The organism is Martinezella rhizogenes (genome assembly GCF_007002745.1).
In the GTDB taxonomy this organism is placed as follows: Bacteria; Pseudomonadota; Alphaproteobacteria; order Rhizobiales; family Rhizobiaceae; genus Agrobacterium; species Agrobacterium cucumeris.
The window spans coordinates 111,129-132,708 of the sequence record NZ_SGNY01000008.1 but is presented as its reverse complement, the minus strand read 5'-3'; the positions used below and the strand labels follow the sequence as shown (position 1 = coordinate 132,708).

General features: G+C 61.0%; 19 protein-coding genes and 1 riboswitch. Of the genes, 14 read left to right on the top strand and 5 right to left on the bottom strand.

What is annotated here, in order from left to right:
* Positions 1-22: 22 nt before the first annotated feature.
* From EXN68_RS21130 to thiD, 8 genes are all read left to right on the top strand, one after another.
* The gene (locus tag EXN68_RS21130; protein WP_003519885.1) at positions 23-934 is read left to right on the top strand and encodes a carbohydrate ABC transporter permease; all 912 of its coding nucleotides are present in this window, start codon (positions 23-25) and stop codon (positions 932-934) included.
* A gap of 4 nt (positions 935-938) precedes the next feature.
* The gene (locus EXN68_RS21125) at positions 939-1,793 is read left to right on the top strand and encodes a carbohydrate ABC transporter permease (RefSeq protein ID WP_035220846.1); all 855 of its coding nucleotides are present in this window, start codon (positions 939-941) and stop codon (positions 1,791-1,793) included.
* 12 nt (positions 1,794-1,805) lie between these two features.
* Positions 1,806-3,797, top strand: coding sequence for an alpha-glucosidase (locus EXN68_RS21120; protein WP_142842717.1), 1,992 nt, complete (start codon positions 1,806-1,808; stop codon positions 3,795-3,797).
* 36 nt (positions 3,798-3,833) lie between these two features.
* A riboswitch (TPP riboswitch) is annotated at positions 3,834-3,936 on the top strand.
* Positions 3,937-4,064: 128 nt separating this feature from the next.
* Entirely contained in the window at positions 4,065-4,850 is a 786-nt protein-coding gene (locus EXN68_RS21115) for an ABC transporter permease (RefSeq protein ID WP_142842716.1), read from the top strand.
* Positions 4,847-5,797, top strand: coding sequence for an ABC transporter substrate-binding protein (locus tag EXN68_RS21110; protein ID WP_161991428.1), 951 nt, complete (start codon positions 4,847-4,849; stop codon positions 5,795-5,797). Before EXN68_RS21115 ends, EXN68_RS21110 begins: the two co-directional genes overlap by 4 nt.
* Positions 5,794-6,534: a hydroxyethylthiazole kinase gene (locus EXN68_RS21105; RefSeq protein WP_142842715.1), complete on the top strand. Its 741-nt coding sequence runs from the start codon at positions 5,794-5,796 to the stop codon at positions 6,532-6,534. The genes EXN68_RS21110 and EXN68_RS21105 overlap by 4 nt, the downstream gene beginning before the upstream one ends.
* Complete coding sequence (gene thiE / locus EXN68_RS21100; protein ID WP_142842714.1) at positions 6,521-7,183, top strand: thiamine phosphate synthase; 663 nt, start codon at positions 6,521-6,523, stop codon at positions 7,181-7,183. The genes EXN68_RS21105 and thiE overlap by 14 nt, the downstream gene beginning before the upstream one ends.
* The gene (gene thiD, locus EXN68_RS21095) at positions 7,180-7,977 is read left to right on the top strand and encodes a bifunctional hydroxymethylpyrimidine kinase/phosphomethylpyrimidine kinase (RefSeq protein ID WP_142842713.1); all 798 of its coding nucleotides are present in this window, start codon (positions 7,180-7,182) and stop codon (positions 7,975-7,977) included. Before thiE ends, thiD begins: the two co-directional genes overlap by 4 nt.
* A gap of 197 nt (positions 7,978-8,174) precedes the next feature.
* Here thiD and EXN68_RS21090 read toward each other — a convergent pair whose 3' ends face one another.
* Positions 8,175-8,633 carry an Lrp/AsnC family transcriptional regulator gene (locus EXN68_RS21090; protein WP_003500727.1) on the bottom strand — a complete coding sequence of 153 codons (459 nt, stop codon included), beginning with the start codon at positions 8,631-8,633 and terminating at the stop codon, positions 8,175-8,177.
* A 127-nt stretch (positions 8,634-8,760) separates the two neighbouring features.
* Between EXN68_RS21090 and alr the strand changes: the two genes are divergently transcribed.
* From alr to EXN68_RS21075, 3 genes are all read left to right on the top strand, one after another.
* Complete coding sequence (gene alr / locus EXN68_RS21085; RefSeq protein ID WP_142842712.1) at positions 8,761-9,927, top strand: alanine racemase; 1,167 nt, start codon at positions 8,761-8,763, stop codon at positions 9,925-9,927.
* Complete coding sequence (locus EXN68_RS21080; RefSeq protein WP_237681443.1) at positions 9,917-11,191, top strand: D-amino acid dehydrogenase; 1,275 nt, start codon at positions 9,917-9,919, stop codon at positions 11,189-11,191. Before alr ends, EXN68_RS21080 begins: the two co-directional genes overlap by 11 nt.
* Before the next feature lie 179 nt (positions 11,192-11,370).
* Entirely contained in the window at positions 11,371-11,874 is a 504-nt protein-coding gene (locus tag EXN68_RS21075) for a BA14K family protein (protein WP_052819027.1), read from the top strand.
* A gap of 202 nt (positions 11,875-12,076) precedes the next feature.
* Here the strand turns inward: EXN68_RS21075 and EXN68_RS21070 are convergent, their stop codons facing one another.
* Positions 12,077-13,432: a sigma-54-dependent transcriptional regulator gene (locus tag EXN68_RS21070; protein ID WP_142842710.1), complete on the bottom strand. Its 1,356-nt coding sequence runs from the start codon at positions 13,430-13,432 to the stop codon at positions 12,077-12,079.
* Between the two features lies 1 nt (position 13,433).
* Positions 13,434-15,275: a sensor histidine kinase gene (locus EXN68_RS21065; RefSeq protein WP_142842709.1), complete on the bottom strand. Its 1,842-nt coding sequence runs from the start codon at positions 15,273-15,275 to the stop codon at positions 13,434-13,436.
* Between the two features lie 236 nt (positions 15,276-15,511).
* On the opposite strand from EXN68_RS21065, the gene EXN68_RS21060 reads away from it, so the two are divergent.
* The gene (locus EXN68_RS21060; RefSeq protein WP_142842708.1) at positions 15,512-16,861 is read left to right on the top strand and encodes a dicarboxylate/amino acid:cation symporter; all 1,350 of its coding nucleotides are present in this window, start codon (positions 15,512-15,514) and stop codon (positions 16,859-16,861) included.
* A 183-nt stretch (positions 16,862-17,044) separates the two neighbouring features.
* A complete protein-coding gene (locus EXN68_RS21055) occupies positions 17,045-17,482 on the top strand; it encodes an EamA family transporter (RefSeq protein ID WP_046800765.1) in 438 nt (145 codons plus the stop codon).
* Between the two features lie 46 nt (positions 17,483-17,528).
* Here the strand turns inward: EXN68_RS21055 and EXN68_RS21050 are convergent, their stop codons facing one another.
* Both EXN68_RS21050 and EXN68_RS21045 read right to left on the bottom strand, forming a co-directional pair.
* On the bottom strand, positions 17,529-18,881 hold the full coding sequence (locus tag EXN68_RS21050) for an aspartate aminotransferase family protein (protein ID WP_142842707.1): 1,353 nt from the start codon (positions 18,879-18,881) through the stop codon (positions 17,529-17,531).
* Between the two features lie 39 nt (positions 18,882-18,920).
* On the bottom strand, positions 18,921-19,655 hold the full coding sequence (locus EXN68_RS21045) for an SDR family NAD(P)-dependent oxidoreductase (protein ID WP_161991427.1): 735 nt from the start codon (positions 19,653-19,655) through the stop codon (positions 18,921-18,923).
* Between the two features lie 232 nt (positions 19,656-19,887).
* On the opposite strand from EXN68_RS21045, the gene EXN68_RS21040 reads away from it, so the two are divergent.
* Entirely contained in the window at positions 19,888-21,534 is a 1,647-nt protein-coding gene (locus tag EXN68_RS21040) for a GNAT family N-acetyltransferase (protein WP_142842706.1), read from the top strand.
* Positions 21,535-21,580: the final 46 nt, after the last annotated feature.

Sequence of the window (21,580 nt, the reverse complement as noted above, 5' to 3'; positions counted from 1 at the left end):
TGTGACAATGCCGGAAAGAACCATGGTCCGGGTGGACGAAAAGCAGCTGCCGCGCTGGACGCGGTGGCTCGATCTCGGCGACCGGTCGCTTGCCGTGCTTCTGCTGGCGCCTGCCGCCATTCTTCTGTCGCTCATCATCGTCTATCCGGTGGCGCGGCTTGTTTATACCTCGTTTTTCAGCCTGTCGCTGACATCCGGCCTGCCGGCGGAATTCATCGGCTTTGAAAACTACACGGCGATGTTCGACGATCCGATCTTCTGGGAAACGACCTGGAACACGGTTCTGATAACGCTGATCACCGTGCCCGGCGCCCTGTTCATGGGCCTTGGCCTCGCGCTGCTCGCCAACCTGCCCTTTTCCATGCAATGGCCGATGCGCCTGTCGCTGCTCATCCCCTGGGCGCTGCCGCTCTCTTTTGCCGGCCTGATCTTTGCGTGGTTCTTCCATTACGAGTATGGCGTGGTCAATGATGTGCTGAACCGGCTGGGCTTTGAAGGCGTCATCTGGTTCAACTCCCCCAACTGGGCGTTCGCGGCCATCTGCCTGACGATCATCTGGAAGACATCCTCCTTCATGGCGCTGATGATCCTTGCCGGCCTGCAGACCATTCCCCGCTCGCTCTACGAGGCGGCGGATGTGGATGGCGCCGGCAAAATCCGGCAGTTCTTCGAAATCACCCTGCCGCTTCTCAAGCCCTCGATCGTCGTCGCCCTCATCTTTCGCACGATCACGGCGCTGCAGACCTTTGATATTCCTTACATGATGACCGGCGGTGGCCCCGGCACATCCACCACGACGCTTGCCATGTACATTCACCAGAACACCGTTTCCTTCCTCGATCTCGGTTACGGCTCGGCGCTCGCTGTCATGATGTTTGCGCTCTCCATGTGCGTCACCGCCGTTTATCTCCGCATCATCAGGACGAAGGACTGATCCCATGAGCACCGTTGCAAATTCCGGTCTGTCCTCGTTCTTTTCCGGCAAGCCTCTGCGCTTCATCGCGGCCTCCATCCTTCTGGTCAACGGCCTGTTTCCGGCAATCTGGATCCTCTTCACCTCGCTGAAGACGGAAGCGGAACTGACGGCGAAGCCGATCACCTGGTTTCCGCACGCGCCGACGCTGGCCAACTATATGCAGGCCTTTTCCGATCAGCCGCTGCACCTCTTCCTGTTCAACAGCTTCATGGTGGCGCTGCTTTCGACCGCACTCACCATCCTGATCTCGGTGCTGGCGGCTTACGCGCTGGCGCGGCTCAACCTCAAATACCGGGCGCTGATCCTCTCGCTCATCATCGCCGTTTCCACCTTTCCGCTGGTGACCCTGCTGGTGCCGCTGTTCGAAATCATGCGGGCGCTGAACCTGCTCAACAGCTGGACGGCGCTTATCCTGCCCTACACCGTGCTTTCGCTGCCGGTCTGCACGTTGATGCTGGTCTCCTTCTTCGAAAGCATTCCGCGCGATCTCGAAAACGCCGCCATGATCGATGGCTGCACTCGCATCGGCGCGCTGTTCAAGGTGGTCGTGCCGCTCTGCGCACCGGGCGTTTTCACCGCCGGCATTCTCGCTTTCGTCAATGCCTGGGATGAATTCCTGCTGGCGCTTTCCTTCAATTCCAATCCGGCCCTTCGCACCCTGCCCGTCGGCATCCAGCTTTATCAGGGTGAATTCGCCTTCCCCTGGCCGGTCATTTCGGCGGCGCTCGTGGTTGGCATCGTGCCGGTCGCGATCCTGATCGTCATCTTTCAGGAACGGGTTGTCTCCGGCCTCACCGCCGGCGGTCTCAAGGGCTAAACAGGTACAGTCATGCATTTCGAAAAGACCAAAGACGGCTTCACGCTCGCAATCGGCGGCCGCACCATCCTGTCCCATTCGCCAGACAACCCCGCCTTCTTCGCCGGTTCTGGCCGCGAGCGGATGGATATGTATCGCGGCAATTTCGACATAGAGGATTATGTCATCGAGCGGATCGCCCTGCGCCACGCCGAGTTGAATGGCGACAGCGTTACGCTTTCCTCCGCACCAGGACAGGCACCTCACCTCCGCCTGACGCTCGACGGCAACGCCATCAGGCTGACGGCGCTGGATGAAACCATCAACCGCCTGTGGCTGCGCATCGTTGCGGAAACGGACGAGCACGTCTGGGGCGGCGGCGAGCAGATGTCCTATTTCGACATGCGCGGCCGGTGTTTTCCGCTCTGGACTTCTGAACCCGGCGTCGGCCGCGACAAGACCTCGGAGATCACCTTCAAGGCCGATGTGAGCGGCAAGGCGGGCGGTGATTATTACAACACCAACTACCCGCAGCCGACGTATCTCTCGTCGCGCAAATACGCCCTGCATGTGGAAACGAGCGCCTATTCGGTGTTCGATTTTCGCAACGGCGATTTCCACGAAATCGAAATATGGGCGATCCCGGAAAAGATCGAGTTCTTCGCGGGCGATGCCTTCACCGATATCGTCTCCGCCCTGTCGCTGCGGTTCGGACGCCAGCCGGAACTGCCGGAATGGGTCTATAACGGCGCGATCATCGGGTTAAAGGACGGCGTCAACTCCTTTGCCCGGCTGGAGAAAATCCGTGCGGCCGGAACGAAGGTTTCCGGCCTCTGGTGCGAGGATTGGGTGGGCCTGCGCCAGACATCGTTCGGCGCGCGCCTCTTCTGGGACTGGCAGGCCAATGACACCCGCTACCCGCATCTGCGCCAGAAAATCGCCGAGCTGGCCGATCACGACATTCGTTTCCTGGGCTATGTGAACCCCTATCTCTGCGTTGACGGCCCGCTGTTCCCGGTCGCCGAAGAAGCCGGTTATTTCGCAACTGGCGCGGACGGCAAGACGGCGCTGGTGGATTTCGGCGAATTCGACTGCGGCGTCGTCGATTTCACCAATCCGGCCGCCGCCGACTGGTTTGCCGAAGAGATCATCGGCAAAAACATGCTTGATTTCGGCCTTTCCGGCTGGATGGCCGATTTTGGCGAATATCTGCCGATCGACATCAACCTTTCCAACGGTGTCGATGCCAAGCTGATGCATAATGCCTGGCCCACCCTCTGGGCCGAGGTTAACGCGAAGGCCGTCGAAAGCCGGGGCAAGACGGGTGAAGCGCTGTTCTTCATGCGCGCCGGCTTCACCGGTGTGCAGGCCCATTGCCCGCTAATCTGGGGCGGCGACCAGTCCGTCGATTTCTCCCGCCACGACGGGCTTGTCACCGTCATCTGCGGCGCGCTCTCTTCCGGCCTGATGGGCAACGCCTATCACCATTCCGACATCGGTGGATACACCAGCCTGTTCGGCAATGTCCGGACAACGGAGCTCATCATGCGCTGGACGGAAATGGCCGCCTTCACGCCTGTCATGCGCACCCATGAGGGCAACCGCCCGCGCGACAATCTCCAGATCGATCAGGACGAGACGGTTCTCGCCCATTTCGCCCGCATGACGGAAATTTACGTCGCGCTCGCCCCCTATCTGAAATCGCTTTCCGCAGAGGCGGCTGAGACAGGCTTGCCGGTGCAACGCCCGCTTTTCCTGCATTTCGAGGATGACCGACAGACCTACGCAGTTCAGGACAGCTATCTCTATGGAGCCGACATGCTGGTTGCGCCGGTCTGGAAAGCGGGCGAAACGCAGCGCACGCTTTATCTTCCAGGCAATGGCGAATGGGTGCACCTGTGGAGCGGCGCGCGCCATCCCGGCGGACGCGAAGTCACCATCGAAGCGCCGCTCGGCCAGCCGGCGGTTTTCTATCGTGCCGATAGCCGACATATCGCCCTGTTTGAACAGCTTCGCAGCATCTGAGCCGTTGACAGCCAGCTAAAAAAGCGACAGTTTCCGACGCATTCCGAGGGGAGCACCGCACGGTGCTGAGATGGCGATGAGCCGGACCCTTGAACCTGATCCGGGTCATGCCGGCGTAGGAACGGAAACTGTCGCACCCTTCAGGCGCTGCCCTTTCTCTTCTCCGCTTGGCCATGATCTCCGTGATTGTCACATCTGGAGACTGAATGATGATGCTGAAACCTTCTGTCCTTCGCACATGGTGCGTTTGCGTCTGAGGTCCGGCTCATGCGTGCCACCCATGCATTGAACGGTATCGGTCTCCTGCTGCTTCTGTGGCAGGCAGGCACATGGCTGTTTGCGCCGCCACGCTATATCCTGCCGTCGCCCGCCGATGTCGCCGCCGCCTTCTGGCGTCAGCCCGGCTTCCTGTTCGGGCAGGCCATGGTAACGCTTGGCGAAATGGCGCTTGGGCTAGCGGCCGGTGTTACGGCTGGCATCCTCGTCGCCTTCACCATCGCCGCTATCCCGCGTCTTGGCCGCCTCGTCTGGCCCATGGTTCTGGTGCTCCAGGCCTTCCCGGTCTTCGTGCTCGCGCCCATTCTCGTGCTCTGGTTCGGTTTCGGCATGGCCTCGAAAGTGGTGATGACGGCGATCATCATCTTCTTCCCCGTCGCCTCCTCCTTCACCGATGGCCTTAACCGCACGGATCGCGCCATTCTCGACGCCGCCTCGCTGACGGAGGCAAGCCACTGGCAGATCCTCACCCGGCTGCGCGTGCCGCTGGCGCTGCCATCGCTTATTTCCGGGCTGAGGGTCGCCGCCCCGCTCGCCCCGCTGGGCGCCGTCATCGGCGAATGGGTGGGAGCTTCGGCGGGGCTCGGTTTCGTCATGATCCAGTCCAATGCCCGCATGCAGACTGACACCATGTTTGCCGCCATGGCCATTCTTGCCGTCATGGCGGTGCTGCTGCGGCTCATCGTCGACCGGGCGACCGCCAATCTGGCCCCCTGGGCCAAAGAAACAGAATATACCATTCCTCTCAGATATTTACGGAGACTTTCGGCACCATGAAACGAACGCTTCTTTCCCTCATCGTCGCGGCAGCAGGCGCATTTGCTCCCATGCAATCACAGGCAGCCGACAAGCTTACCGTATTGCTCGAATGGTTCGTGAACCCCGATCATGCGCCGATGGTGATCGCCAGGGAACGTGGCCTGTTTGCCGACGCCGGGCTGGAGGTGGAACTGGTGCCGCCGGCCGACCCTTCCGCCGTGCCGCGTCTCGTCTCGGCAAAACAGGCCGATATCGGCGTGCATTACCAGCCGAACCTCTATCTCGATCACGATGCCGGCCTGCCGCTCGTGCGTTTCGGCACACTGGTGGAAACTCCGCTGAACACCGTCACGGTTCTCGCGGATGGGCCGATCAAGAGCCTGAAGGACCTGAAGGGCAAGAAGGTCGGTTTTTCCGTTTCCGGTTTTGAAGATGCGATGCTTAAGCGCATGCTGGAAAAGGACGGCCTGACGAAGGATGACGTCGAACTCATCAACGTCAATTTCTCGCTCTCGCCATCGCTGATCGCCGGCAAGGTGGATGCAACGCTCGGCGGTTTCCGCAATTTCGAACTGACGCAGATGAAGCTCGAAGGCCATGAGGGCCGCTCCTTCTTCCCGGAAGAACATGGTGTGCCGGCCTATGACGAGCTGATCTTCGTCACCCATCGCGATCTCGCAAAAGACAACCGCCTGCCGCGTTTCCTCTCTGCCGTGGAGCAGGCCGCGATCTTCATCACCAATCACCCGCAGGACTCCTGGCAGCTTTTCATCAAAGCCTATCCGAACCTTGACGATGCGCTGAACAAGCAGGCCTTCTTCGACACGCTACCGCGTTTCGCCAAACGTCCCGCCGCTCTCGACCGCGCGCGCTACGACCGCTTCGGCGCCTTCATGCAGGAGATGCAGCTGATCAAGCAGGCACCGAAGGCAGACGATATCGCCGTGGAGCTGCAGCAGCCATGACGACGAATTTCCCGACAGCGGCAAAAGCCGCCGAGATTCTGGAGCGGGTGCGCAAGACGCGCCCGCGCGTACACTGCCTGATGAACACCGTGGTGCAGAAATTCACCGCCGACGGCATCACCGTCGTCGGCGGCATTCCCTCGATGACCACCTCGCTCGAGGAAATCGAGAGCTTCGTCACCAAGGCGGATGCATTGACCGTCAATCTCGGCACGCTGGATGCCGAGCGGCGCAAGGTCATCCGGCTGGCGATCGAGATCGCCAATGCATCCGGCAAGCCGTGGATCGTCGACCCCGTCCATTGCGATTATTCGCCATCCCGTCTGGAGTTTGCCCGCGAACTCATCGCACTTTCCCCGACGATCGTGCGCGGTAACCGCGCCGAAATGAGCCTGATCGGCGATGTGCCCGACGCGGTGCGGATCGAAACAGGGCCGGTCGATCATCTCCGCGACACGACCCGTGGCGTCAGGATCGTCAACGGTCATCCATGGATGGCAAAGGTCACCGGCACCGGTTGCCTCTCGGGCGGCATCATCGCCGCTTTCATGGCCGTGGAGAAAGATGCGCTGGCGGCGGCGTCCTCCGCCCTTGCCGTGACAGGGGTTTCCGCCGAGTTAGCTGCGAAACAGGCCAGAGGCCCCGGCACCTTCGAACCGGCATTTCTGGATGCGCTTTCCGAAATTTCAGGGGAAGACATCATCAACCACGCGAGGATAGAGCATGAACAAGGTTGATTACCGCCTCAACGCATTGGTCGATGCCAGTCTTGCCGATGTCGCGCCCTTACCCGAGCTTGCTTTGGCGGCCGCACTCAACGGTGCGACCATTCTGCAATATCGTGACAAGCACGGCTCGACGCGGGAGATGATCGACAACGCCCGCGCCATTCATGAGGCCATCGCCGGCACCGGTGTCCCGCTTGTTATCAACGACCGCGTCGATGTGGCGCTCGCCTCCGGCGCTGATGGCGTGCATCTCGGTGCCGATGACATGGATGCGAAGACCGCACGGCGCATTCTCGGCGAAAAGGCGATCATCGGCCTCACCGTCAAGAACCGCGCCGATGCCGAGCGAGCGGCCTCCATGCCTGCCGATTACGCCTGCATTGGCGGCGTGTTCGAAACGGTTTCCAAGGTGAACCCGGACAAGCCGGTCGGTATCGATGGTTTTGCGACGCTTCGCGCCCTGCTGCGCGAATGGCGGCCGGATATGCCTGTCGGCGCCATCGCCGGTATCGACCTTGCCCGTGTACCGTCAATCATCGCCGCCGGCGCGGATGGTGTCGCGGTTATTTCCGCCATCTTCCGGGCAGGCGATATTGCCAGCGCAACCAAGGGCTTCCGCTCTGCAATTGACGCGGCGCTGAAAGCGAGACAGCCATGACATCCATTGCATTGACCATTGCCGGCTCCGACAGCAGCGGCGGTGCCGGCATTCAGGCCGACACCAAGACCTTCTCAGCGCTCGGCGTCTATGCCGCCAGCGTCATCACCGCCATCACCGCCCAGAACACCAGGGGCGTGACGGCGGTGGAGGATATTTCAGTTGCCACCATAATTGCCCAGATGGATGCCGTTTTTTCCGATCTCGCCGTCAACGCGGTGAAGATCGGCATGGTCTCACGCATCGAAACCATCGCCGCCATCGCGGAACGGCTGCGGCAGCAATCGCAACCAGTAGTGCTCGACCCCGTCATGGTGGCGACATCAGGCGACCGGCTGCTACACGAGGACGCCATCGAGACATTACGGCGCGAGCTTTTGCCGCTCGCGGCCATCATCACGCCAAACCTGCCCGAAGCGGCGCTGCTGACCGGCACGCCGATGGCACAGACGCAGACGGACATCAACCGACAGGCCGAGACGATCCTCAAGGCCGGTGCAAAAGCCGTGCTCATCAAGGGCGGACATGGCGATGGGCCTGAGAGCACGGATTATCTGTTTGCTGATGGCACCATGCTGGCGCTTGCCGCGCCGCGGGTGGACACGAAGAACGACCACGGCACCGGCTGCACGCTGGCGGCGGCGATCACGGCCCACCTTGCCAAGGGTTGTGAGCTGCGGGAGGCGGTCGGGCTTTCGAAGGAGTATCTGAACGGGGCGCTTGAGGCTGGGCGCGGGCTTGCCGTCGGGAATGGGCGGGGGCCGGTGCATCATTTTTATCGGTGGTGGGGGTAGCGGAGAGCGCTGGGGGCGCGGCTTACCCCCCTCTGTCCTGCCGGACATCTCCCCCTCAAGGGGGGAGATCGGCAAGACGCTTTATCGCCACTTTAGTCTCAAACGTTGAGATGGGCGAAACCTCGCCTCGAGTCGATCTCCCCCCTTGAGGGGGAGATGTCCGGCAGGACAGAGGGGGGTAAGCCCCAACCTCGACACTACCTCGCCTTCGGTGTCGCCAACACATTCCGGATCGCAAAACTCGAATGAATCCGCGAAACCCCCGGCAGTTTCGACAGAATCTCCTTGTGAATCCGCTCGAAATCCCCCGCACTTTCCGCCTCACAGCGGAGGAAATAATCCGAGCCGCCGGTCATCAGGTAACATTCGCGGATTTCCGGATACCGCCGCACCGCATTCTCAAACCGGTTGAGAAAATCCTCCGTCTGGCGGTCGAGCGTGATCTGCACGATGACCGAGATGACCTCTCCGCCCGCGAGACCGCTGGTCAGCGCCGTATATCCGCGGATAATGCCCTCCCGTTCGAGAATATCGACCCGGCGCAGACAGGCCGAGGCCGAAAGCCCGACTTCCGCGGCCAGCTTCGCATTGCTGATACGGGCGTTGAGCCGAAGCAGGCGGATGATGTGGCGGTCGGTCGCATCAAGTGACGACATAGAAAATTCCAATCAGACAAAGAAAATTGCGCCATTTTGAATTCTATCGCATTTCCTTCGAACAATCGCCAAGAAATTCGACAATCGTTGCAATACTCTCATGGGATAAAAATGAGGGTGAACGACCATGGACATGCAGATCAGCCGCCAGCAGGCAGCCGGTGGTGCAAGCGGCCATCTGAGCATCGATCTCGGCGCATTACGCGACAATTACCTGACCCTTGCGGCCATGGCCCCGGCATCGCAGACGGCAGCGGTCGTTAAGGCGGATGCTTATGGCCTCGGCGCTGATATCGTCTCGCAAACCTTGTTCGACGCAGGCTGTCGCAATTTCTTTGTCGCCCATATCGATGAGGCGCTGGCGCTCCGGCTTCGTCTGTCGGCACAGGCGCGGATTTTCGTGCTCAACGGTCTTCAGCCCGGCAATGAGACCTCCTGCGCCGCCATGGCCGTCACCCCGGTTCTGAACTCGCTGGAGCAGATTGCGCAATGGTCGGCCCACGCGCGCCATCTCGGCAAGACGCTACCGGCGGCGGTGCAGATCGATACCGGCATGTGCCGTCTTGGCCTCTCTCCCGCAGAGCTGGAAATCCTCACGTCCCAGCCGCAATTGCTCGATGGTATCGACATCGCCTTCGTGATGAGCCACCTCGCCTGCGCCGACGAGCCGGATCATGCCGCCAACGCCCTGCAGCTTGCGGTGATGCGTAAAGCTGCCATTGCTTTTCCCGATGCGCCCGTCTGCTTTTCCAACTCCGGCGGCATATTTCTCGGCAATGACTACCACAATTACCTGCTGCGCCCCGGCATCGCGCTTTATGGCGGCGCGCCCTCCGTTGCCCGCCCGAACCCGATGAAGCCGGTCGTGCGTCTCGATCTCGCTGTCATCCAGACACGCACCGTGTCCGCCGGCTCGCTGGTCGGCTATGGCGGCTCCTTCGAAGCCGCAGGTCCCACACGTCTTGCAACAATCGCCGCCGGTTATGCCGATGGTCTGCCACGCTCACTCAGCAATCGCGGGGCGGCGTGGTACAATGGTATTCGTCTGCCAATTGCCGGGCGTGTTTCGATGGACAGCATCATTCTCGACATATCGGCCCTGCCCGAGGGAACATTAACCCAGGGCAGCCTCGTTCAGATGATCGGGCCTGAACAGACACTGGAAGACATCGCCGAGGATGCCGGCACGATTGCCTATGAAATCCTGACTGGCCTCGGACGCCGTTACCGCCGCAGCTATATTCAGCCGGGAGAAACCCCGGCAGCCGCTTCAACATCAGTCAATCACAAGTGAGACGATCATGAACGTCACTATCCTCGGAGCCGGCGTTGTCGGCGTGACATCTGCCTGGTACCTGGCCAAAGCCGGACACAAGGTGACGGTGATCGACCGCCAGCCGGCCGCAGCGCTCGAAACCAGCTTCGCCAATGCCGGTGAGGTCTCCCCCGGCTACTCCTCGCCATGGGCAGCGCCCGGCATTCCGATGAAGGCGATGAAATGGCTGTTCATGAAACATGCCCCCCTCATCATCCGCCCGACGGCCGATCCGGCGGCGTGGCGCTGGATGAGCCAGATGCTGCGCAACTGCACCTCGGCGCGTTATGCCATCAACAAAAGCCGCATGGTGCGCGTCGCCGAATATAGCCGCGATTGCCTGATGGCACTGCGCGACGAGACCGGCATTCAATATGACCAGCGCATGCAGGGCACGCTTGAGGTCTTCCGCACCCAGAAGCAGTTCGATGCCATCGGCAAGGATGTCGACGTGCTGACCGCCGGCGGTGTACCCTTCGAAATTCTCGACCGCGACGGGTGCGCTGCCATTGAGCCCGGTCTTGCACCCGCCAAGGAGAAGATCGTCGGTGGCCTGCGTCTGCCCGGCGATGAGACCGGCGACTGCTTCATGTTCACCACCGAGCTCGCCCGCATGGCGGAAGAGGCCGGTGTTACCTTCATCTATGATACCGGCATCATGCGTCCTATCGTTGAAGCCGGCCGCATCAAGGCCGTGGAAACCACCAAGGGTCTGGTGGAAGCCGATGTTTTCGTCGCTGCACTTGGCAGCTATTCTCCGCAATTCGTGCGCCAGCTCGGCCTCAACCTGCCGGTTTATCCGGTCAAGGGTTACTCCATCACCGTTCCGGTCGTGAAGGAGGAGCGCGCGCCCGTCTCCACCGTGATGGACGAGGCCTACAAGGTGGCGATCACGCGGCTGGGTTCGCGCATCCGCGTCGGCGGCATGGCAGAGATCGCCGGTTTCAGCAAGGATCTGCCGGCCGCGCGGCAGGGAACGCTGACCCATTCGGTGGAGGACCTGTTCGGTGGCGCGGGGGATCAGAGCCAGGCGAAATTCTGGTCTGGCCTGCGCCCGATGACACCGGATGGTACGCCAGTCATCGGCGCTACCCGCTACAGCAATCTTTACCTCAACACTGGCCACGGCACGCTTGGCTGGACCATGTCCTGCGGTTCCGCCCGCGTACTTGCCGATCTCATCAGCGGGACCAAGCCGGAGATCGACACGCACGATCTGGCGATCAGCCGTTACGCCGCATGATCAACGCTTGCCGCGCCGCCACCTGGCGGCGCGGCTTGCGAAAGTCGGGCCGGCCCGCGCGAATTTCGGCCGTCAACACGCCACAATTCATTCAGCGCCCGTTCAGCAGCAGCGCTATATTTCTTTAACCATCGAATTTGCAACTGGCAGCGCTCCTGCCATCTGGATGGAAGAAGACCATGTCGTCCTTTGCAGCTAAAACCGTTCTGGCCGTCGCCGTAGCCGCCGCCACCATCGTTCCTTTCAACACCGCGTCTGCCGACGACTGGGGTCGCCGTGACCGCCGCGACGCCGCCATTCTGGGTGGCGTACTTGGCCTTGCTGCCGGCGTTGCCGTCGGCTCCGCCCTTTCCCGTCCGGCGCCTGTTGACGATGAGCGCGTCTACATCGACCCGCCGCGCCGTTACGAGCCGAGCTATGTCTATGACGAGCCGGATTACCAGGAATACCGCCCGGCCCCCGTCTACCGCCCCGCTCCCGTCTATCGTCCGGCACCGGTCTATCGCCCGCAGCCGGTTTATGACAGCCGCCCGGTCTATGGCCAGCGCGCCACCTATCGCACCATCGAGCCGTGGACCAACGCCTGGTACGACTATTGCTCGCAGCGTTACCGCAGCTTCAACACCCGCACCGGCACCTATACGGATTATGACGGCCAGCGTCATTTCTGCGTCGCGGGCTAATAGCGCCAGCGGCTTCCAGCAGGAGCGGCAGCAGAAAAGCTGAGCGTCATACTGGCGATGCGTGCCAACGTGCCCTCCGTCATCCTCGCCCTTGAGGCGAGGATCCACACTTTCGATCGCCGATGGATCCTCGCCTCAAGGGCGAGGATGACACCGAGTATGGGAAAGCCGTCCAAAGCGTTGCGGCTTTTTCACGCCCCTCTCAGTTCTTCACATAATCCGCCCGGTTGATGCCGTGGCGTTGCAACTTGTCATAAAACGTCTTGCGGGCGATGCCGAGCGTTGCAATTGTTTCCGCCACGTCCCCATTCGACTGTTCCAGCGTTTCGCGAATGATCCGCGCCTCGATTGCATCCATGCGTTCGGGCAAGGTGCCGGATGCGGGCATGGCAGCCTGTGCGACAGGTGCGGCGGCCGCTTCCGTTTCCAGTCCCAGAACCACTCTTTCGGCGAAATGCCCGAGTTCGCGCACATTGCCCGGCCAGTCATGATCCTGAAGCCGACGGGAAATTCCGGCGCTGATCTGCGGCACGGCCATGTTGAAACGGTTGGCGGCCTTGGTGACGAAGTGGGAAAACAGCAGCGGAATATCCGCCTTGCGTTCCCGCAGCGGCGGTATCGACAGCGTCACCACATTCAGCCGGTAATAAAGATCCTCGCGAAAGGTGCCGCGCTCGGCGGGATCGCCGAGATCGACCTTGGCCGCCGCCACCACGCGGATATCGACCGGCCGTTCCTCGTTTGAACCCAGCGGCGAGACCTCGCGCATTTCCAGCACGCGCAGCATCTTCACCTGCACGGCAAGCGGCATGCTTTCAATCTCATCCAGAAACAGCGTGCCGCCGCTGGAATGTTCGATGCGGCCGACGCGCTTCTTCTGGGCGCCGGTGAATGCCCCCGGCTCATGGCCGAAAAGCTCGCTTTCGATCACCGTTTCCGGCAGTGCACCGCAATTCAGCGCCACGAAATTTCCCCGCGAGCGCTTCTTGCTCCAGCGATGCAGCGCCGTCGCCACCACCTCCTTGCCGCTGCCCGTCTCCCCCGCCACCAGCACATCCACATCCGTATCGGCAATGTGCCTGAGTGTGGTGCGCAGACGCTCCATGGCCGGCGTCTGGCCGATCAGCGGCAAATCGTCTTCCGCCTGCCCGGCCGCGCGGCGAAGCGCACGGTTTTCCAGCACGAGGTGGCGCTTTTCCAGCGCCCGGCGGGCACTCTCCACCATGCGTTCGGCCGGAAAGGGCTTGGCGATGAAATCATAGGCGCCGTTGTGAAGTGCATCGACCGCCATCGGTACATCGCCATGGCCGGTGATGAGGATGACAGGCAGATCAGCATCGATCTTGCGAACATGGTCGAAAAATTCGAGGCCGGTCATGCCCGGCATGCGCACATCCGTGATGACGATGCCGTCGAAATCCTCGTTCAGCGCCGCAAGCGCCTGTTCGGCGCGGGAAAAGGAGGTGACCGGCAATCCGTCGAGTTCCAGCGTCTGCACCATCGCCTTGCGCAGCTGCGAGTCGTCATCCACCAGGAATATGGTTCCATCCACCGTCATGTCATGCTCGCTTCAGATATACGGAAAAAGACGTGCCCGCCCCGCTGCTCGTCACCTCGATACGTCCGCCATAATCCGAGGCAATATCGTTGGAGATGACGAGGCCGAGACCGAGGCCGCTTTCCTTTGAGGTGTTGAAGGGCGAAAACAGCTGAGCGCGGATGGCCTCGGGAATACCCCCGCCATTGTCGCTGACCGAAAGCACGACCATGTCGCCTTCCTCGCGCACGCGCACTTCCACGCGGGCAGAGCCAATCTCTTCCGTGGCTTCAAGCGCGTTTTGCAGAAGGTTGATGAGGATCTGCTCCAGCCGGATACGGCTGCCGAGCACCTTCAAATCCTGATCCGGAAGCGCGATATCCAGCGCATCCATCTGCCCGGAAAAACGGCTGCGCAGCAGCATGACCGCGCCTTCGATGACCAGTTTGAGGCTGACCGGCTCGGCGGCGGTGCGGCCCTTGCGTGCCAATATCTTCAGGTCACCGGTAATCGTGCCGATGCGCTCTGTCAGCGCGGCGATGTTTTCGAGGTTTTCGGTCGCCTCGGACAAACGGTCGCGTTTCAGCAGGGTGCGGGCATTGTCGGCAAAGGCGCGGATGGTCGCCACCGGCTGGTTGATCTCATGCGCCACACCCGCCGCCACCTGGCCCAGAATGGAAAGGCGGTTGGCCTGCACCAGCTCATGCTGCACATTGCGCAACTCGCCCGTTGTCTTTTCATGCAAAGCGATTTCCGCCTGCAGATGGTCACGGGTCTTCGTCAGGTCGCGGGTCCGCTCCTGCACCTTCATTTCCAGTTCAGTGCGGGCGCGCTGCTCCTCTTCCTTTTCCTTGAGCGTCTTGTGCCGGCGCCACAGCCACAGTGCCGAAAGAGCCATCAGCGGCATCAACGTCGCCAGCGCCACCACCCGGCCCTCGCGGATTGCGGAGTTCAGCGCCGGCGCTACGGGTTGCAGGTAATGCAGGGTCCATGTGGTCGTCGGCACCGGCGTTTCCAGCCGCAGATAATCGCCGCGCTCCCGCCCCGGCTCATCGACATGGATCAGCGGAACATCATCGCCCGATGAGCGGGCCGGCCGGAAAGGCAGGATCGCCAGCGTCTCATTGCCGAATTGCAGGCTTTCGGAAATCACCTTTCGCCGCGCCTCGTCAATCGGTGCAACGGTCTTGAAGCGCCATTCCGGCACGCTCGTCATCAGCACGACGCCGTTTCTGTCGACCACATAAACCGGCTTGCCGCCAATGTTCCAGTCCGATTCCAGACGGTTGAACTCCACCTTGGCGATGACAACACCAAGCGGCCGCCCGTCCGCGGCATCGATGCGGCGGGAAATATAAAGACCCGGCCGGCGGCTGACATTGCCGAGCGCGTAATGTTCGGACATGCCGGTCTTCATTGCCGCCTGAAAATATTCGCGGAACGCGTAGTTGGAGCCGACGAAGCTGTCCTCCTCCCGCCAGTTGCTGGAAGCGATGGTGAGACCGGTTGGCCCGGTCACATAGATGACCGACGACTGCGTGCCTTCAATCAGCCCTTCCAGCTTGCGGTTCAGCCGGTCGACCGCGACGGCGTCGCCGCCATCCAGCGCGATGGAAAGATCGGGATCACCTGACAGAACCAGCGGAATGGCGCGCGGCCGCTCCAGCGCGACATTCAGCAACGCAATCTTCAGTTCGGCATCGGTTGACGCCTCGAAACCCGCCGTTCGCATTGCCTGATGACGGGCGAATTCATCGGCCACCAGCAGGGCACCAAGACTGACGAGCAGCCACAGGCCGGCCAGCGCCAGCCACTGCGCGCGACGTTTCGCCTGAGAATGAGGTGCCTGATCCTGATAGGTCATGCGCTAATTGTGCGGATTTACACACAGACCGCAAGAGAATTTGTCCGGAATTCCGCACAAATGCCCGTGAGCCGGCAAAGCACCAATAAAAAGTACTTTTTAAATCAGGCAGTTACGACAAATAAGCACGTCTGGCATGCGTATTGCACATGACTCCGCAATCGGCGCGAAGCCGTCAACGTCACGGCGATCCCGGGAGGCCAATAAAGGCAGGGTGAGGCCGAGGAGGAAAAAACATGATCGACAGCACAGCCGTGGCCGCAGGCCACGCCAAGCAGCCATTTTACAAGCACCTGTATTTCCAGGTTCTGGTCGCCATCATCGCCGGTATCGCGCTTGGCCATTTCTATCCGACCTTCGGTGAACAGCTGAAGCCGCTCGGCGACGGCTTCATCCGCCTCGTCAAGATGATCATCGCTCCCGTCATCTTCCTCACCGTCGCAACCGGCATTGCCGGCATGAACGACATGAAGAAGGTTGGACGCGTGGCCGGCAAAGCCATGATCTACTTCCTGGTGTTCTCCACCCTCGCGCTCGTTGTCGGCCTCATCGTCGCCAATACCGTGCAGCCGGGTGCCGGCATGAACATCGATCCTTCGACGCTGGATGCCAAGGCCGTCGCGACCTATGCCGACAAGGCCCATGAGCAGACCATCACCGGCTTCCTGATGAACATCATCCCGACCACCATCGTCGGCGCATTTGCCAGCGGTGACATTCTGCAGGTGCTGTTCTTCTCGGTTCTGTTCGGCATCGCGCTCGGCATCGTCGGCGAAAAGGGCAAGCCCGTCACCGATTTCATGCATGCCATGATGTATCCGATCTTCAAGCTGGTCGCGATCCTGATGAAGGCCGCCCCCATCGGTGCTTTCGGTGCCATGGCGTTCACCATCGGCAAATACGGCATCTCGTCCGTCACCAACCTCGCAATGCTGATCGGCACCTTCTACGTCACGTCAGCCCTGTTCGTGTTCGTGGTTCTCGGCGCCGTCTGCCGCTACAACGGCTTCTCCATCGTCGCGCTCATCCGCTACATCAAGGAAGAACTGCTGCTGGTTCTCGGCACCTCGTCTTCCGAAGCCGCCCTGCCGGGCCTGATGAGCAAGATGGAAAAGGCCGGCTGCAAACGCTCCGTCGTCGGCCTCGTCATTCCCACCGGTTACTCCTTCAACCTCGACGGTACCAACATCTACATGACGCTGGCGGCCCTCTTCATCGCCCAGGCAACCGGTATCCACCTGTCCTTCGGTGAACAGATCCTGCTGCTGCTCGTTGCCATGCTCTCCTCCAAGGGCGCGGCCGGCATCACCGGCGCAGGCTTCATCACGCTCGCTGCAACGCTCTCCGTCGTGCCTTCCGTTCCGGTTGCCGGCATGGCGCTGATCCTCGGTATCGACCGCTTCATGTCGGAATGCCGCGCGCTCACCAACTTCGTCGGCAACGCCGTCGCAACCATCGTCGTCGCCCGCTGGGAAGGTGAACTGGATCAGGACCAGCTTGCCCGCGTGCTCAGCGGCCAGGAAGAAATCTCCGGCATCGCCGATGTGGATACGGCACTGCCGGCATCGGTTCAGCCCGCCGAATAATACGACCTCCCAAGGTCCGGCCTGTCCCGGCTTCGTCCGGACAGGCTCTTACATGAAGGCCGGCGCATCATGATCGATGCGCCGGCCTTCCACGTTCAGATATAGTCGTGAAAACAGTTCTTATCGCCGGGCAGATGTTATAGAGCCAGACGGGAGCGAATGGATGAACGGAGTCGGCATCACATGAAGAACCTGTTTCTCGCCTGGCAATTCTGGGCACTGCTGTCAGCGGCTTTTGCGGCGCTCACCGCCATTTTTGCGAAGATCGGCATCGAAAACGTCAATTCCGATTTCGCCACCTTCATCCGCACCATCGTCATCCTCGCCGCCGCCGGCCTGATGGTTTACATCACCGGCAACTGGCAGCAGCCCTCCACCATTTCCGGGCGCACCTGGTTGTTCCTCGTACTTTCAGGCCTGGCGACCGGCGCATCGTGGATATGTTATTTCCGGGCACTGAAAATCGGCGATGCCGCCCGCGTCGCCCCCATCGACAAGCTGAGCGTCGTCTTCGTCGCCGTCTTTGCGGTGCTGTTTCTCGGGGAAAGGCTGTCATTGCCCAATTGGCTCGGCGTGGTCCTGATCGCCTGCGGCGCAGTGCTCGTGGCCTACAGGGGATAGAACGATGCCGGCCGGATGAACCGACCGGCAATATCTGCGGGAATCTTCAGCCGCGTGCGGCCGCGACCTTGTCGAGACCACGCTTCACACCGGCAAACAGCTCATCCAGCTGCTCCGCCGTGATGATCAGCGGCGGGCAGAAGCAGATGGATTCGCCGATCGGCCGGGTGATGACACCCTCCTCCTCGATGGCGGCGGCAATGGCGAGCGTCGTATCGCCGGCCTTCAGGCCTTCCCATGGCTTCACTTCCAGCGCGCCAAGAAGACCGACGCCGCGCGAGGAATGAATGAGCGGATGATCGGCAAGCGCCTTCAGATGATCGAGAAATTTGCCCTCCAGCCGGGCGACATTGCCGACCAGATCACGCTCCTGGATGATCTTCAGGTTTTCCAGCCCCACCGCCGTCGCGACCGGATGACCGGAAGCGGTGTAACCATGGCCGAAGGAGCCGATCCGGTCGGACTCATCGGCAATCGGCTGGTAAAAACTGTCATTCATGATGATCGCCGAAAGCGGCATGTAGGACGACGAAATCTGCTTGGAAACGACAAGCACGTCCGGCTTGATGCCATAGGTCTCGCAGGCAAACATCTTGCCGGTGCGACCAAAACCGCAGATCACCTCATCCACGACAAGCAGAATGTCGTATTTCTTCAGGATCGCCTGCACGCCTTCCCAATATCCTTCCGGCGGCAGGAGAACCCCGCCGGCGCCCATCACCGGCTCGCCCCAGAACGCGGCGACGGTTTCGGGGCCTTCGCGAAGGATCAGGTCCTCCAGCTCCTTCAGGATACGCGCGGTGAAATCCGCTTCGCTTTCCCCATCCTTGCCGAAATGCACATAGGAGGGGCAAGCCGTATGCAGCATACGGTCCAGCGGCAGGTCGAAGCTCTCATGGTTGCGCGGCAGGCCGGTGATCGAGGCTGATGCGATGGTCACGCCATGGTAACCCTTGATGCGGCCGATGATCTTCTTCTTGTCTCGTCTGCCGAGCGCATTGGAGCGATACCACACCATCTTGGCGGCAAGATCATTCGCCTCGGAACCGGACGAGGTGAAGTGCACCTTCGACATCGGCACCGGCGAAAGCTCGATCAGCAATTCGGCGAGATCAACGGATGGGCCATGCGTCTTGTAGGAGAAGGTGTGGTAATAGGGCAGCTTCTGCATCTGCTTCGTTGCAGCATCCACCAGCCGCTGTTCGCCAAAACCGAGCGCCACCGACCACAGCCCCGCCATCGCCTCGATATAACGCTTGCCGCTGCTGTCGGTGACATAGATGCCCTCGCCGCTTTCGATCACCAGACCGCCGGTCTTTTCGAATTTGCGCAGGTTGACGTTCGGGTGCATCTGATAGGCGATGTCGCGTGCCTCGACGGAATTCGGCAGGATGGTCATGGGTAGGGGCTCCGTTTCGGTTGGATTGGGCTTGAGGCGTCAGACGTGCTGGCCGCCATTGATGTGAATTTCCGCGCCGTTGATGTAGCGCGACTGCTCCGAGCAGAGGAAATAGATGGTCTGCGCCACCTCCGCCGTGGTGCCCAGCCGGCCGAGCGGCACCTGGGCTTCTACCAGCTCCGCCGTTCCGGGAGAGAGGATGGCGGTGTTGATCTCGCCCGGCGCAATGGCGTTGGCGCGTACGCCGCGCGGGCCGAATTCATGCGCCAGTTCCCGCGTCAGCGCCGCAAGCGCTGCCTTCGAGGTGGCATAGGCCACGCCGGCAAAAGGATGCACGCGCGAGCCGACAATCGAGGTGACATTGACGATGGAGCCTTTCGCGGCCTCCAGTTCCGGTAAAAGCGCGCGGGCGAGCAATGCCGTTGAAACGAGGTTGACGTTGAGCACCCGCGTCCAGATGTCAGCCGTGGTATCCGCCACACCAAGTCGGCTGCCGCCTTCGCCCTTCGGTGAAATACCGGCATTGTTGACGAGAGCCGCGAGTTTTCCTTCCGACAGGCGCGAACGCACCTCGGCCGCCAGATCTTCAATGCCGGATAAATCCTCGAGATCTGCCTGGATATGGCTCTCCCGCGCCGATGGCCAGCGGCACTCCTCCGAGAATGGTTGCCGCGATACGGTGAGGATCCTCCAGCCCTTCTCCTGAAACAGCTTGACGGTGGCATGTCCTATTCCACGGCTGGCGCCGGTCAGAAGCATAAAAGGAACCGCCATTGAAAACTCCCGTGCCATGCGGATCGTTGAGCCGATCGAACATTCAGCCCGCATGTTAGAGAGTTACAACCGGTGAACAAGGGCTTTTTTGTCGCGGCGCGCCGGCGGAAAAAACGCCTGGGCTAATCCCATTTGATAGGCGCCTTTCACCCGAAGGGAATATTTGAAGCCGGCCGTTTGCCCATAAAATGAAGTTTCCCGAATTTGTGATCTGTATTGGGAGGGGGCAAGAATGCGTATCGACATCATCGACACCGACGCCGGTTTCGAGGCGATCCGGCAAAACTGGGACGCGGTGTTCATGGCCGATCCCCATGCACGGCATTTCCTCTCCTGGGGCTGGCTCAGGGATTATATGCCACGCCGCAAGCGCTGGTTCATTCTGGCCCTGCGTGAACGCCCGGAAGGTTCGCCCTATGTGGCGTTTTTCCCGCTGCGCCTCGTCACCGAGCCGGACAAGAAAACCGGCCGCTTCCACGACAGCATCGTCATGGCCGGCAATGCGGCGGCGGATTACACCGGCTTCATCACCCTGCCGGAATACGAAAATCACGCCGTCGCCGGTTTCTGTTCCTACATTCGCCAGCAGAACTGGACCGAACTGAAGCTCGACTACCTCTCCGGCCCGCCGGAACGGCATAGTGCGATGGTCCGTGCGCTGCAGGGGCCGCTCGTCATGTTCCGCGACAACATGCCGACCAACCCCTATAACATCAACAATTGCATCTGCCCGGTGGTCGCCCTGCCCGACACGTTCGACGGCTATCTCGACAGCCATATGAGCAGCCAGACCCGCCAGAAGCTCAGGCGCTTCCTGCGGAAAGTGGAGGGTGGCGATGAATATCGCATCACCTTCGCAACGAAAGAAACGATCAAACGGGACATGGATATCCTGTTCGACTTCTGGCGCATCCGCTGGGCGCCGCACAAGGGCAAGGAACGCACGGAACTGTTGATCGGCGCAACACGGCAGATGCTGATGGATGTCTATATCCGAGGCGATCTGGAAGTGCCTGTCCTGTGGTTCGGCGACCAGCCGCTCGGTGCACTCGCCAACATCATCGACCGGCAGAAAAAGTCTGTGCTGTTCTACATCACCGGCCGCGACGAAAACTGGAAGACCCCCTCGCCCGGCCTCGTGCTGCACGGGCACTGCATCCGCAGGGCCATCGAGCAGGGTTTCAAAACCTATGACTTCCTGCGCGGCAATGAGCCCTATAAATATTTCTTCGGACCGGAAGAGCAGAAGCTCAGTTGCACGCTGTTCCGCACCCGCTCGGGCGAAAATCTCGGCGGCACGCTGCATCCACGCAGTATCCGTTTCGTCTATGAACAGGGTCTCAAATTTTACAAGACCGGCAAGAAACCCGCCGCCAACATCGCCTTTGCCCAGGTGCTGGCGGCAGCACCCGACCATTCCGGCGCGCAATTCGGTCTCGCCAACCTATCTTTCGACCGGGGTGAGTTCCGGGAGGCGGAAATCGCCTTTCTGGCACTTCTCGCCAGCGGTCAGGACCCGGTTCTGCTGTGGATGCGCATCGGTGAGGCGCGGCTGGCGCAACAACATTATCACGAGGCATCAGAAGCTTTCCGGCAGGTGACCAATCGCGCGCCTTTCCACCGCGAGGCGCTTTATAAATGCGCTGTCGCCCTCATCGCCGCCGAAAGGGCGGTGGAAGGTGCCGAAATCCTCGACAGGCTGCAGCACTACCATTCGGACGACGCCGCGCATCTGGAATATGCCGAGAAGGCACGCGCGGCCCTTGCACGGCTGGAATTGGCCAAACCAAAGGCCGCTATGCCTGCCGATGTCATCACCCTCGCCGCCAAGCCCAAAACAACCGGCAAACGCTGGCACCCGCCAAAGGTTTTGCATTGAAGGCAATGATCTGTAAGTTGCGGCAGGAAAAACCGGCCGCAACCCG